Consider the following 13846-nt stretch of genomic DNA (forward strand, 5'->3'; position numbering starts at 1 on the left):
GCCCCATCGACGCTTTAAGAAGCGATGTCACTAACCGTTCTTGGGGAGCTCCTTGAACGGAAGTACTTTGTCTTGGTTCGGTTCCTTGGGTAGACCAAGTACTCGTTCACCAATAATGTTGCGCTGGATTTGGTCGGTACCACCATAGATCGGTGGGCCCTGAGCAAAAAGTACGCCTTCGGTGAAGAGAGCCGAAGCGGGGTTACCCGTAGCTTCGTCAAGCTTCTTACGATCTTCCGAGTTATAAGCGTGCAGGGTTCCAGCCATGCCCATGATGGTCATAGACAGGTCACGCTGCAGACGCAAAATGTCGGACATCGACAGCTTGGCAATGTTGGGCAAGCCCGGAATATCTGGCTTACCAGCCGCACGAGCAGCTTTAGAGCGCTCGTTGGAGTAGCGGGCAATCTCGTTCAGGGTATGCAACTTCGCCAAGCCTTGCCGAATAATCGGATCGTCAATTTTGCCGTTCGATCGTGCTAAATCGACGTACATGTTTCCACGTCGACCGCGACGAGCGGGAGCCTCGGTTGGTATGGAAGATGGTGCCGACACGAAGTCACCGGCGCGCTTGGGCAGATCGCCAGCAACTTGACCAGGCGAGGCCGTTGAGCCACCGCCAGAACCACCAGCACCCAAGCCAGCTCGTTCGAACATCAAGGTAGTGTTGGCAACCGCCCAGCCATTGTTCAAGCCACCAATGATGGCAGCATCTTCGACGCGAACATCGCTCATGAAGACTTCGTTAAACATGGCCCGACCGGTGAGCTCACGAAGTGGGCGTACATCCATGCCATCTTGGTGCATGTTAACTGCGAAGTAGGTGATGCCTTGGTGTTTGGGCACATCGATGTTGCTGCGGGCAATTAGCATACCCATGTCGGCAATTTGGCCACCAGAGGTCCACACCTTTTGGCCATTTACAATCCACTCTTCGCCATCTTGGATGGCACGAGCGTTCAAGCCAGCCAAGTCAGAACCGGCACCGGGTTCAGAAAAGAGCTGACACCAGGCTTCTTGACCCGTCACGATTGGGCGAACATAGCGCTCGATCTGCTCGGGTGTGCCGTGGGTGGCGATAGTGGGCGCGGCCAACAACAAGCCAAGGCCCCCTGGGGCACCGAGAGCACCAAAGGCAGCGATGGCATTTGCGACACGAACGGCGTCACCACGTGAGAGGCCTTTGCCATAAGCATTTTCTGGCAGGCTGGGATGCGCCCATCCTGATAGCCCTAAACGTTCCCACCATTCCGCCACGGTGAGGTCTGGGTCCCAGTTCTCTTCGAGCCAGGCATTTACCTCGTCAACAGGATCAGTCATGTTTCCCTCGTCTGAGTCTGCGACCACCCCGATTTGGGGATGTCTTTATTAGACAATTGTCTACCATGAGCACTACCCCACTCAAACCCGGCCAGTTGATTCCATAATTCGGACAGCATCAAAGCTATTCAAAAGCCCTATGAGGTGGCATTTCACACGCTACCAATAAAAGATCAAGCGATATGCCACGAGTTGCGGCCGCTCTCTTTAGCAAGGTACATCGCTTTATCAGCAGCCCTTAACAAGGCCACCTTGTCCCCTTTGGGGTTGTTGGTGCTGGCAATTCCAATGCTGGCACCGATCGTTACCGTTAGGGCGTCGACCTGAATGGGTTCAATCAAGGAACTAAGCAGTGTTTGGGCAATTTTTGGGCTTTGAGCGGCTTGGCCCGGTGCCCGCAAGACCGCCAAGAACTCATCTCCCCCTAAGCGACCCACCACTCCCGAGGGACCAAGCCCGATTTCCAAGCGCTCCGCCACAGTCCGCAACACAGAGTCGCCTACTAAGTGTCCGTGTAGGTCGTTAACTTCCTTAAAGCCATCAAGGTCAATAAACATGGCCGTTACAAAACTATGTACGCTAGTAATACCTTCCAGCGCCTCGGCGAGATATTGCTCCATCATGGTTCGATTGGGAAGGCCGGTTAGCGCATCATGGGTGGCCTGGTGCTTCGCACTTCGTAACAACAATGCGTTATAAAAAGCTAGGGCCGCCTGATCGGCAATACCACTCAAACGCTCAACGAGTTTTTCGGTGTGTAAACGTTGTTCATGCCCTTTGAGCCCGGCGGTTACCATGCCAAAAAGCTCGCCCTGCACCACAATGGGCACCGCCAATAGGCTGTCAACAGTCCGCTCGGTGATATAGCTTTTGGTTGCTTGTGAGGCTGTGCTTGAGGTAATCGTGACCGGCACGTGTTTTGTCACTAACTCCCAGGTACTGCCAGCCTCGTCAACAGGAAAAGTTTGAAGTTCAGCCGGAGCCACTCGGGGCCAGCTACCCAAGATGGTCATAGTGCCATCATCGGCGCACCAACGAAGCACCGAAGTTTCATCACACGGCACTACATAAGGCACGGCTCGTGACACTTCGCGTGCGATATCTCGAACATCGGTGAGTTTCGCTAAGGAATGGCTTAACTGGAGCAAAGCCCAGGCGGCATCACGTTCCAAACACGAGGCTTCCATGGCTTGTGCCGTTTCTATTGAGGGTGCTGCGAAGGCCGTGAATGCGTTGAGCATGCGCTGATCGTGGCTCCGGATAGGAATTCCGTCTTGCTGTAGCGCAATTATGTAGCCATAGCTGCCCTGTTCGGGACGAATGGGGGAAATGATGTGAGCCGCGGTGGTCGGCAGTTTCCCCGTCTCGTGATATGCGGCCACCATCCGCTCGGCTTCTTTTTTTGTAAGTCCGTAACTGCCGATGTTCCACAAGCCAACTTCCGCCGGAGGCTCTATTGCCACGATCGAAAACGGCGCAGCCACCACAGCCGCGGCTTTCCGGGCTATAGCTGGCAAGAGTTGTTCTATGTTGGTGGTATTCGCGAACTCGGCAGCCATAGAATGCATTTGTTCATAACGTCGAAGCAGCGATTCGCGGCGGTCTTGCTGAGTGTGGCTGCGCACACCTCTTGCGGTGGCGGGGAACTCCCAGCGCACCAGATATTCACAGTGACTGTCGCCTCGGCTTTCGCATTGCAGCTCCACTACCGAACCTACGGCGCCAAACAGCGAAGGGATCTGCGACCAGAATCCCTGGGTGATTCCGCATCCGAGGTAACCCCGTGAGGAACCATCACCAACCACCGTCACGCTCTGACTCGTCACCTCTCGCACTTCAAAAGGTGTGCGCACTCTACTTCGACTGGCAATGCTGACGGCTTCCACCACCGCTGCCCCGATCGAGCCGGTGCCGATTAGAAATGGATAAGCATCAGGAATTTCATAAAAGGCTTGCTCACCAATTCGTCGCCCCAGGTCACGATCTTGAGTGAGTTCCAAAGCCACTTCTAAGACGGCGTCCATCTCGGCCGACGCCCGCCATTCATTGGCAAACTCACGTTCTAGCACCACACGACTGAGCCCGGTCCGACCGAGCAGTTCTTCTAAAGCCTCCTCACCAACGGCGCGCTGAATGTATCGAGCCACGTTTCGAATGAAAGTACCCCTGATTTGGTGGGTGGGTTCCATATTCATCGATGTCTTTGTCCAAGGAGCTTGGATACTCATCGGCAGTAACCAACGCGAGTTTATAGTTTGACCAAGCATTAGGCCTGTAGCACTAGCAGGCGCCGTGGCGGTTGTGCCCGAAAAGTACTCGGCCTTCCTACTAACTGTAAGAAAGGTCACATGTATCGGCCTAGAACGGTTACGCTGGCGCTATGGCAGTCGAAAAATTTCCCGTTGAATACGGCCACATATTGATGTTCGCCCGAAGTATCGGCGACACCAATCCCATCTATTCCGATCCCGAATACGCAGCCTCCACTGAAGTGGGCTCGATTATTGCTCCGCCCACTTTCGTGCAGGCCAGCGCACAATTTAACCCCGATTATGGGTTACGCCCGCATCCCGACCGACCATGGTTCGGCTCTGGCAAAAATCCCAGCGGCCTACCACCCAAACCGGCTGGAGAAGACAGCGGCGAGAAAAAATCTTCGGGTGGTGGCAGCGGACTCCACGCTGAACAACACTTCGAATATCACCGTCCGCTGCGCGAGGGCGACGTTTTAACGGCCACTACCTCCCCGGGTGAAACCTGGGAAAAAGAGGGCCGTCGTGCTGGAAAGTTGCTGTTCTCGGAATCAGTGACTGAATACCGTGATCAAAATGGTGAGTTGGTAGTAACCGCCCGCAGTGTAGGTGTTCGCACCGAACGACCAGTGGAGTCATAAAAATGCCGCTTAGCGCACAAAATATTTCAGTTGGTCAACAATTCTCGGCCGTACTGGTTGAAGATCTTAAACGAACTCAAATCGTTCAATATGCTGGTTCTTCGGGTGACTACAATCCGCTCCACACCGATGAAGTCTTTGCTACCAAAGTGGCTGGCTACCCCACGGTTTTCGCACACGGAATGCTCACCATGGGTATGACCGGCCGGCTACTAACCGACACCGTTGGTGACGGACGTCTGACCAAGTTTGGCGGCCGCTTTAGTTCACAGGTTTTCCCTGGAGACGATCTAAAAGCCACCGCCACCGTCGAAGCCATTCGTCAAGAAGGCGACACCTGGCTGGCCGACTTCAACGTTGTCACCTCAAATCAAGACGATAAGGAAGTCTTTCAAGGCAAAGCTACGGCCCGTCTGGACCCGTAACGCCCTCGGCGCTAGCGGGGGACAATTTCAATCCCTCGCTTCCGCCTTCCACGTTCAATCGAGGCAGAATCCGGTCTAGCCACTTGGGTAACCACCAGTTCTTGTGGCCCAGCAGCTCCATAGTCGAAGGCACTAGCAGCATTCGAACGATACTGGCGTCAAGCAAGACCGCGGTTGCCAAGCCCAGACCGAACAGCTTAATAATTCGGTTCCCGTCGAAGATAAAGCTGGCGAAGACCACCACCATGATGGCGGCAGCGGCGGTGATAACCCTGGCTGTGGCAGCCAAGCCATCGGCCACCGACAAAGCTGCGTTGTGGCTGCGGTCGTACTCTTCTTTTATCCTCGATAGCAGAAACACTTCGTAGTCCATTGACAGGCCGAACACGATGGCAAAAAGCATCATCGGGACGAACGGTTCGATCGGTGCTGGCTGCACGTTAAAGAGGGTGCCTAACCAGCCCCACTGGAAGACCGCTACGACAATGCCGTATGCCGCCGCTATTGAGAGCAGGTTCATGAATACTGCCTTGATTGGCACAACAAGTGATCTAAAGACTGCCATTAGGAAAACAAATGAGAGCGCTAAGACGGCGCCGAAAAACACGAAGATACGGCCCGCTAAATAGTCGGTAAAGTCGATTTCAGTGGCTACGACCCCGGTAACCGACACCTGAAAATCGCTTCCGTCGATTAGCGCTGGCAAAACGTCAGAGCGCAATTCGTGCACCAGTTCATTGGTAGCTTCATCCTGCGGGGAGCTAGTAGGAATCACCTGAATTAGATAGGCAGGAGCATCGAGTGGCGCTTCCATGTCGCTCGGAAATGCTGGGTAGGCCTGGGCCACACCAGGGTGTTCACCGATGGCGTTTGAAATTTCGGTTGCGAGAGCGAAGCCTCCGTTAGATTCAGTTTCGGCGATCACAATTAGCGGGCCATTGAAACCCTCACCAAAACCCTCTGCTAACAGGTCGTATGCTTTGCGGGTGGTGCTATCAGGGGGGAAGTTGCCTTCGTCAGAGAATCCAAGACGCAAGCTGAATACGGGGATGGCGAAAATTGCTAGGAGTATCCCACCAACAACCAGACCGATCACGGGGTGACGCTGAACCAAACGGCTCCACCGATAGGGCAAGGTGGCACGAATGGGTTTTGGCTCGCGTTTTGGAACCTCGGCTTTCAGCTGTGGAACGGCCAAACCTGCGATAAGCACGACCACGGCTAAGGGCACCGAGATCAACAGGATATTGATCCCTGTGCCGTAACCCAACAACGCCAAGGCCACCAGTATCGCTGCTATCAGACCTCGCCAGCGGGTAACCTCGATACGAAGCGCCGCAAAACCCAAAAGCGCTGGTAAGAGCGTTACGGAAGCTACCATCGTGACCGCCACAGTGGTGGCCGAGGCAATCGCCAAGCCAGAGATGAAACCAAGGCCGATTAGCAACATACCAAGTAGCGATATCACTACTGTTAGCCCGGCAAAGACGACAGCACGACCAGAAGAATCGATAGCAACTACGACCGACTGCTCGGGGTCTTGGCTGTAAGAAAGCCCCTCTCGGTATCGCGTCACGATGAAGAGGGCATAGTCGATTCCTACGCCTAGACCCAACATGGCACCAACCACCGAACCCACGTCGGGCATAGCCACAACCCGTGAGAGCAGGCCGATCAGCCCAATACCAGTGCCAACTCCAAAGAGCGCCACGCTAATCGGTAGACCCATGGCCAGGACCGATCCGAAAGCGACAATTAGCACCACGATGGCAAAAGCCAACCCGATCATCTCAGATTGAGGTGTTTCAAAACCGGCTAAGAACTGTCCACCAATTTCTACCTGAAGTCCGTCGAGTTCAGGTCGCAGGGCAACAATCTGATCACCAATCTCTTCACCAAGGGTTTGGTCAGCCGCACCCTCTATGGCCACCTCGGCGTAGGCCATGGTCTCGTCGCCGTTGATGTGGATGTTAAAGGGGTCTTCGTAAGGGTCAACCACCGAGACGTGTTCAATTTCGCGCACGGCTTGGAACATTTCCTGCATGGCTTGTTGAACTTGAGGATCGCGAATGCCATTTTCAGAGTGGAAGACGATCGTGCCACCAAATCCCTGGTTCCCTAAGTCGGGATAATATTCATCGAGCTTGGCGAAGCCGTCACGGCTTTCCGAAGCTGGGATATTGAACGAGTCATCAAACACTGGGCCGACCATCTGTGAGAGCCCGTTGGCACCCAGCAAGAAAACCAGCCATGCCACCAATACAACGCGGCGATGCCTAAAACTAAAACGTCCTATGGCAGCTAGCATTTACGATTTTGTCTCCTCGGTAAGGACAACGGGGGCCTTCACGAGGTGAGGCCTAGAAGCTTCAAAAGGTTCTGTGGCGGCGAATAGTTGCCCTCTGAGATCATGGCAGCCCGCTCAATGTTTATGGCATCCCAGTGACGGTCTGTCCAATCGACCCATGGACCGTCGGCCAAGGCGTCGGGGTTTCCTTCGGCATCGACACAAGCACGTAGATAGCCTTGTAGGTCGCGCACCTCTTCTTCGCCCCCAATTGGACCATGGCCAGGCACAATAATTTGGCCTAAATCGAGGATGAGTTCGAGTTCATCTGCCCAGCGGGCCAAGTCGCCATCATAGGCCATGGGCGTTACACCAAAACTGCACATGGCACCAGCAAAGACTAAACCTTCTCCAGGTACCGCCAGGACAAGGTTTTCCAGCATCTGACCCGCGGTGGGAACCGCTAAAGTGGCCGCTGAGAGATAAGCCTCTTCAGCCACCACATGGGTCACCGGTCGGGTTTGTGTAGTGTCATCGAACTCGCTGGCTAGCTCGGGAAATAACCGTTGAAACAGGGCCGGGTTAGCGGGTTGGTCGAGGGCTTCGCTGGCTTCGGCCGTGCCATAGACGGCACTCGATCGAAAGTACCTTGATCCTCCGCTGTATTGAATGTGGCTGGAGGTTAATACCACCCGTGGCACCGGCCAACCTAAATCGGTTACCGCTTGTCCAAATTCTTGCCATTGCGAAGGAACCGCCAGAGTGTCCACGATCGTCAGGCCGTCGGTGTCAATGACTACGCCAGCGTTGGTGTGGCCTTGGCTCGGAGTTGGCGACATCCAAACGAATACGCCCGGCAAGAGGGGTTCAAGCTCGGTGGGCGCGTTGGTAGACACAGTCAAAAGCTACTCCCAACACGCCCGCCAGCCCATCTTGATTATTGTGACAAAAGTTACACCGAGAGTTGCGGGAAAATTACGTTGTTCTCAAGGTGAATATGGCGAAAGGTGTCGCTTTCGAGCTCGGCTAGTCGCTGGTACAGCATGGTATAGCTTGCACAAGCATCGGCTGGCAGTTCGTAATTATTGGCGACTTCGCGCAGTTCTGCCAATACCAGGCCAAGCTGTTCGTGCTCGCTTCGCAGCTTGTCGATTTGGGCCGACTCGACCGGAGTGTTGTCTTTGAAATAAGCCTGGATGGCCGGGAAAACGGTTTCTTCTTCCTCACGCAGATGCGGCTCAAGATCGTTTCTGATCAGCTGTACGAGCTCTGATACCCGTGCCAACTCAGGGTGGTTGGCTCCATGTACCGTGTGAATTTTCTGAGCTAGAGCTTCCAAGAGTGGCAACTCTTCCCAAAGGTACTTGTGGTGTGTGGCTTCCACCTGCATCACCAAGGCTGATGGGTGAAGGGCCGCCACTGGGTCGGCCACCGTATCAACCTTCAGAAGCTCAGCTTGGAGGAGATTCAAATCGATCTTGGCCTCAGCAGCCGCGTCTTTTAGGCTGCGCTGACCGTGGCAGCAATAGTCGACGCCATAGCGTTCAAAAACACGCGCCCGGGCCGACACTTGGTTGACAAGATCACCGAGTGACGAATCTGGGTCGATGGTTGATATTGAGTCTTGCACGGACATTGCCACCCCTTTCTAGGTAATTCTAGCTTATACTAGAAAATACAGAAGCGGGAAGGGACCTTTGGCCCTTCCCGCTCGATGCAAGAGATTAGGTTCCTAAGGGTTTTACCTTAGTGTGCTAGGTCGTCACCAGCTTCAACATCACCCACTTGGAAGATACCCATCGCACCCTTGCTAGCGTTGGAGAACTTGTGCGTGACGAAGGGATAGAGACCATCGAAGTCGAAGGTTGCTTCCACGAAACCACCTTGGGCGGGTTGCAGATCGAGGGCCTGCGAGCCACCGTGGGAGTCATCCGGCCGTAGCAGGTAGGCACCTTCTTTATAGACAGTGTCGAAGATGGTTCCAACGATGTGCCAGGAGCTGTTTTCGGAAGGACCATTGTCGAGAATCCAGATACGAATCCGGTCATTCGACCCAACCTTGATGGGGGCGTGGACGTACTGGTTCACATAACCGTTGAACACCACAGCATCCCATTGGTCATTCAGCATCTTGGTGTAGTCACCAGGCTCACCTTCGGGCCCGGTGTAGAACTCGCTTTGAACAAAGAGGAACTCTTTGTCGACTTCCGGCAGGTTGGGTGGATCAATGATCAACGCGCCGTGCATGCCGTTACCGATGTGGTGCAAGGCTGGGGCCGTGCCACAGTGGTACATGAAGATTCCTGAATGCTTGGCTTCGAACTGATAGACCAGCGACTCGCCAGGCTGGATCGTGCGCATCTCATTATCCCAAGCCACCTTCGAAGCGTGGAAGTCGATGGAGTGGCCCATTTGACCGTTGTTCACGATGGTCACAGTAAAGATGTCACCGACCTTGCCTCTCAAGGTTGGCCCGGGGACCATATCGTCGAAGGTCCAAAGCTCTTGGGTTACACCAGGTGCTATTTCCAATACGGTTTCGGTCATTGAGAAAGTGACTTCGTGGTGCGTGCCGCCAGGAGCAGGTGCCAGGTTGGGATCATAAGGCTTCCAATCCTCATCTGGAGAGGCGTTGAAATCGATCTTGGCACCCGTTGTTGCTTGACCGCTGGCACTTGGGGCTGCGACCTCGAGGGAGCCACCGCCTTCCACGTTGATGGCTAGCTCCATACCGGCAGCACGGTGCCCAGGTATGGTGCACCAGGCTAATGCGCTGTCACTAAATACCCCCAGGTTGACGGTTTCCGATTCACCGGGGTCGATCATGCCGGTACCGACTTCGCCGTTCAGCTTCAAGTCGTGCTGCATGGCACCTTCGTTATGGACCACTAAGGTCAGCTCGGTTCCAGCAGGAATTGTGATCTCGTTGGGCTCTACATAAATGTCACCGAGGACAATCTCGATGGTTTGTGCGCCTGTGGCCTCGGCCTTAGGAGCTGCTTCGCTGCCACTGTCATTAGAGCGAAATGCTAGGCCGGCGGCCAGGACGGCGAAGAAGGCTACGAAGCTTACGACCGTAAAACCGATCGGTAGCCAGTTTCCGCCTGAAGACTTGGGGTTGGGCGCACTGCCTTGCGGCGTCTCCCCCAGGCTTGAATTCGATGTGGACATTCCTTAGGTACTCCCCTTCTCTTCCACCTACATTGGTGGCATATATCTAATAGTTACTAGATTTAAGGCAGATTTTGAGGGCCAAAGGTCCCAGCGAGCGAGGGCCTTCGTCGCAACCTATACAACGTTAAGCGTGACCTGGGCATCAATGACGCTCGCGCCGATAGGACTAGGCTGTAAGAGTGACACCTATCGCTTTGACCCTTGTCGCGATCCTCGCCCTATGTTTCGGCATCGCAGCTGTACTTTTCTGGCTCCGGACCAACAAATTAAGAGCTGAATTAGCCGGTTCTGTCGCACAGTGCGAAACCCAAGCTCAAGAACTGACCAACAAAACCGAAGAAGTGGTTCAGCTGAAAAGTGATCTGGAAGAGATTCAATCAAACAAAGACGCATTGGGCAGCGAGTTAGAGCGCCAGAAAGACGAGTTAGAACAATATAAAGGTGGCATCGAGTTACTGTGGACGCTTGAATTAATGCGTTCAGAAAGAACTTGGCGCCAAAGCGTCGCTATTCAGCCTGATGAACTAAGCCCATTTTCTGCGGCCCAAGATGCATTGCGCCTGGCGCTTGAAACAGAAACTACCGCGCTGCGAGAAGATGTCGGTGCGGCCATTGATATCGAGTTCAATGGCAAGATTGCACCGCGCTTAAGCCAGCTACTCACGTTAAGAAGCGCTCAGGAACTCTTGGCCAGGGCCGCGTTCGAGCAGGTACCGGTGGTTTTCACCGTCACGGCCAACGACGAGAACATTACTCTTGAACTCGCCGCGCCAAACGCTGATGACTCACTCAGCTTGGAATTGCCGAAACTGGATTCGCCGTTGCTTACGCTACAAAAAAACGGCACTCTTAAAATTATGATTCGTTAGGGTTTGCCAGCCCACGGCTGCCCCAAGCTCTAACCTGGCGGTGTGAGCGAATTTTTGTACCGACCCGACGGCGACTTTTTCATTCCCACTGATCTAACCACCGGTCCTTGGGACGAACGAGCTCAACATGGCGGTGCGCCTTCGGCACTTTTGACCCATGTCATCGAAGGGGTCGACGCGCCCATACCTATGTCAATAGCCCGGGTCACTTTTGAACTTATGAGACCGGTACCCTTAACCCCACTACGCGTTGAAACCAACATTGTGCGACCTGGGCGAAAAGTTCAGCTGGTGCAAGCTTCCTTATGGTCAGATGAGCTGGAGGTTATGCGGGCCACCGCGCTACGGATACGCCACGAAACGCTTGCGGTTCCACCAGAAGCGCTTCCTTCCAGTACCGAGATACCGAGATTTCTACAAGAATCGGTGCCAACACCAACTTTTCCAGGCACTCCTAACCGACCCAGCCGCGGCTTTCATACTGATGCCAACGAAATTCGTTTCGTAGAAGGCGGGTTCCACGAACCGGGTCCGAGTGCCGGCTGGATTCGATTGCGCTACCCAGTGGTTGAAGGTCAAGCCAACAGCCCAGCCATGCGAGTGGCCGGGGCCGCTGATTTTGGCAACGGTTTTTCGTGGGTACTTCCACGCGGTGAGTGGCTTTTCATTAACCCCGACCTGACCATTCATTTCAACCGGGAAGCAAGCGGCGAATGGATATGTCTGCGTTCTCGCACCGTGCCAGGACCAACTGGCATGGCCTTGGCAGAAAGCGAACTATATGACCAAGACGGTCGTGTCGGCCGTTCGGTGCAAAGCCTGATCTTGGAACACGCCGGTTAATCTACTCAACGTCGATGTAGCACCGCAGCCCGAACCACACTCTTGGGTTCCTCCGGGTCCAAAGAGACAGTTGTGAGATTTCAGCGATCTTCGGATGGGCCAATGCGAAGCTACGCCACACAGCGCCATCCGAAGGATCAGCTCGATCGAGTTTCAGATCGGTTATTTAGACTTATACACCTGGCCCCAGAAGGTCGCACCACTTCGAGCTCCGTAGCCCAGAACTCCATCTGGTGTTTTCCAACTATCGATCCCAAATATGTCCGGGCTCGTGGCAAAGAATTCATTATTGGAAGCCACCATAATAAAGACCACCTGGTCGGCCACCGCGGTTAAGAACTTCTCTACCGCGGCGTATTCATCGTCGAAACTCTTGGCGGTGCTCAGTTCGGCTTCAGCTTCGTGAATTCGAGGATCGGTCCAATTGGCGTAGTTGGAGAGATCGTCAGGGTTCATGTATTCACCCCGGATTGTGCTGAGGGGGCTGACTGACAATCCTGGCCGCCAAAAGACCATTTCAAAATCGCCTTTCAGCACATTCTGAATGCTCTGCGCCATCTCGTTGGCAATAAGAGTGACTTCGGCTCCGGCCTCACCCCAACGGCTCTGTAGATATTGAGCCTGGGTAGCCAACGATGGTGTGTTGGTGTACATATACCGGAAAGTGATGGGAGAACCAGGGGCCTTGCCATCTGACCGGTTGGGGTCATCAATGTATTCCTGCACTAAAGCTTTGCCGGCCTCTTCGTCATAGGCAGGATACGCTTCGGCAGCCTTTTCCGAGAAGAAAGGGCTGCTTTCATCGACCTGCAACTGCCGCGGGCTCGCCACCGGGGCCTCGGCCACTATTACGATCAGCTGCTCTGGATCGAGCATTTGGGTTAAACCACGTCTTACCCGCAGATCATCGATCGGCGGCATCGCGGTGTTCAACAGTATTCCTGAGGCCACATCACCGGGCTGCAGATAAATATTAACCTCACCTTGTTCGGCTAAATCCTGATAGCGCTTTAGGTACACACCCAATCGTGCGTAAAGGACCGCATCTACATCTCCGCTTTGCATTGAGGCCTGACGAGAATCTTCATCGGGCAGAGGCACGAAGGTTATTTCATCCAGATAGGGCAACCCTTCTTGCCAATAGTCACTGTTGCGTTCGGCGACTAGCGAGCCATCTCTTACCCAAGACACCAGCTTGAAAGGTCCGGTCCCGACCGGTTTAGAACCAAAATCTTCCGGGTTCGCCCGAGCAGCCTCAATCGAGAATGGTCTACCAAGCCCGCCCGCAAGCTCGTAGACGAATTGAGGATTCTCGTTGTTCAACACATAGGTGTAGGTCAGATCACCATCGACACGAACTTCGTCAACATTCTTGGTACCGCGGCTCAATATGCTGTCGGAGCGTAACAAAAACTCTTCGTAGGCTTCTTTCTGTACTTGTGCAGTTAGCTCGGTACCGTCGTGGAACTTAATTCCTGGCCGCAAGGTAACCGTCCACTCGGTGGCGTCTTCATTTGGTTCCACCGATTCCGCCAAATATGGCACCATCTGACCATCGTTCGAAAGAACAACCAGCGGGTCAAACAGCGCGTTCGAGACATTAGTGCCCGATTGTGCACACGAAGACAGCCACGGAGCATAACTATTGCAGTCAGCTTCTAGTCCAACCGTGAGCTTCCCACCTTGGGTGGGTTCAGGGACATTGTCATTGTCGCCGCTTGAGTTGTCAGTTTCACCAGCCGTAGTTGAAGTACCCGGCGCTTCAGCACCGTTGTCGGAATTCGAGTCACTGCCACAGGCCGCCACGAACAGGGCCATCACGGCCACTAGTGCCAGCAGCAATCGTCGCTTTCGCATTACGTTCACAAATCCCCCTAATAATTGTCATCGACTGCGAATTCCGCCCAGACACTCCCCCGTGTCACAGTGCGGCATTATGACGTTTGAACGTCGAAACGTCAGCCCGAACATTATCAGTACTTTCAACGATATGTAGTGAGGGCTCGATGATTCCGTTGCATCGGTGAGATGTGCT

11 protein-coding genes are annotated in these 13846 nt (G+C 54.2%); 4 read left to right on the forward strand and 7 right to left on the reverse strand.

Translation table 11 applies throughout. The features are described 5' to 3' along the window. Positions 1-30: 30 nt before the first annotated feature. Together WC184_06690 and WC184_06695 are read right to left on the reverse strand one after the other, a co-directional pair. Positions 31-1320 carry an acyl-CoA dehydrogenase family protein gene (locus WC184_06690; GenBank protein MFA7477566.1) on the reverse strand — a complete coding sequence of 430 codons (1290 nt, stop codon included), beginning with the start codon at positions 1318-1320 and terminating at the stop codon, positions 31-33. Positions 1321-1493: 173 nt separating this feature from the next. Beyond that, on the reverse strand, positions 1494-3548 hold the full coding sequence (locus tag WC184_06695) for a diguanylate cyclase (protein ID MFA7477567.1): 2055 nt from the start codon (positions 3546-3548) through the stop codon (positions 1494-1496). A 152-nt stretch (positions 3549-3700) separates the two neighbouring features. Here WC184_06695 and WC184_06700 point away from each other — a divergent pair, with 152 nt between their 5' ends. Together WC184_06700 and WC184_06705 are read left to right on the forward strand one after the other, a co-directional pair. Continuing rightward, complete coding sequence (locus WC184_06700) at positions 3701-4213, forward strand: MaoC family dehydratase N-terminal domain-containing protein (protein MFA7477568.1); 513 nt, start codon at positions 3701-3703, stop codon at positions 4211-4213. A gap of 2 nt (positions 4214-4215) precedes the next feature. Then, on the forward strand, positions 4216-4638 hold the full coding sequence (locus WC184_06705) for a MaoC/PaaZ C-terminal domain-containing protein (GenBank protein ID MFA7477569.1): 423 nt from the start codon (positions 4216-4218) through the stop codon (positions 4636-4638). Here the strand turns inward: WC184_06705 and WC184_06710 are convergent. The 4 genes from WC184_06710 to WC184_06725 all read right to left on the reverse strand — a co-directional run bounded on the left by WC184_06710 (position 4616) and on the right by WC184_06725 (position 10096). Beyond that, complete coding sequence (locus WC184_06710; GenBank protein MFA7477570.1) at positions 4616-6946, reverse strand: MMPL family transporter; 2331 nt, start codon at positions 6944-6946, stop codon at positions 4616-4618. The genes WC184_06705 and WC184_06710 overlap by 23 nt on opposite strands. Positions 6947-6984: 38 nt before the next feature. Further along, positions 6985-7821 carry an MBL fold metallo-hydrolase gene (locus tag WC184_06715; GenBank protein ID MFA7477571.1) on the reverse strand — a complete coding sequence of 279 codons (837 nt, stop codon included), beginning with the start codon at positions 7819-7821 and terminating at the stop codon, positions 6985-6987. A gap of 56 nt (positions 7822-7877) precedes the next feature. Further along, positions 7878-8561 (reverse strand): iron-sulfur cluster repair di-iron protein, encoded by a 684-nt coding sequence (gene ric / locus WC184_06720; protein MFA7477572.1) that lies wholly within the window; start codon positions 8559-8561, stop codon positions 7878-7880. A 110-nt stretch (positions 8562-8671) separates the two neighbouring features. Next, on the reverse strand, positions 8672-10096 hold the full coding sequence (locus WC184_06725; GenBank protein MFA7477573.1) for a multicopper oxidase domain-containing protein: 1425 nt from the start codon (positions 10094-10096) through the stop codon (positions 8672-8674). A gap of 182 nt (positions 10097-10278) precedes the next feature. Here WC184_06725 and WC184_06730 point away from each other — a divergent pair, with 182 nt between their 5' ends. Together WC184_06730 and WC184_06735 are read left to right on the forward strand one after the other, a co-directional pair. Continuing rightward, the gene (locus tag WC184_06730; GenBank protein MFA7477574.1) at positions 10279-10968 is read left to right on the forward strand and encodes a hypothetical protein; all 690 of its coding nucleotides are present in this window, start codon (positions 10279-10281) and stop codon (positions 10966-10968) included. Between the two features lie 42 nt (positions 10969-11010). Further along, the gene (locus WC184_06735) at positions 11011-11811 is read left to right on the forward strand and encodes a thioesterase family protein (GenBank protein MFA7477575.1); all 801 of its coding nucleotides are present in this window, start codon (positions 11011-11013) and stop codon (positions 11809-11811) included. Between the two features lie 162 nt (positions 11812-11973). Here the strand turns inward: WC184_06735 and WC184_06740 are convergent, their stop codons facing one another. Beyond that, on the reverse strand, positions 11974-13668 hold the full coding sequence (locus WC184_06740) for an ABC transporter substrate-binding protein (protein MFA7477576.1): 1695 nt from the start codon (positions 13666-13668) through the stop codon (positions 11974-11976). Positions 13669-13846: the final 178 nt, after the last annotated feature.

It is taken from the genome of Acidimicrobiia bacterium (assembly GCA_041676705.1).
Lineage (GTDB): Bacteria > Actinomycetota > Acidimicrobiia > Acidimicrobiales > SKKL01 > Actinomarinicola.

Excerpts from the sequence above, each read along its gene's own strand:
- WC184_06690 (MFA7477566.1), bottom strand. The coding sequence starts at position 1,320 with ATGACTGATCCTGTTGACGAGGTAAATGCCTGGCTCGAAGAGAACTGG.
- WC184_06695 (MFA7477567.1), bottom strand. The coding sequence starts at position 3,548 with ATGAGTATCCAAGCTCCTTGGACAAAGACATCGATGAATATGGAACCC.
- WC184_06700 (MFA7477568.1), top strand. The coding sequence starts at position 3,701 with ATGGCAGTCGAAAAATTTCCCGTTGAATACGGCCACATATTGATGTTC.
- WC184_06705 (MFA7477569.1), top strand. The coding sequence starts at position 4,216 with ATGCCGCTTAGCGCACAAAATATTTCAGTTGGTCAACAATTCTCGGCC.
- WC184_06710 (MFA7477570.1), bottom strand. The coding sequence starts at position 6,946 with ATGCTAGCTGCCATAGGACGTTTTAGTTTTAGGCATCGCCGCGTTGTA.
- ric (MFA7477572.1), bottom strand. The coding sequence starts at position 8,561 with ATGTCCGTGCAAGACTCAATATCAACCATCGACCCAGATTCGTCACTC.
- WC184_06725 (MFA7477573.1), bottom strand. The coding sequence starts at position 10,096 with ATGTCCACATCGAATTCAAGCCTGGGGGAGACGCCGCAAGGCAGTGCG.
- WC184_06740 (MFA7477576.1), bottom strand. The coding sequence starts at position 13,668 with ATGCGAAAGCGACGATTGCTGCTGGCACTAGTGGCCGTGATGGCCCTG.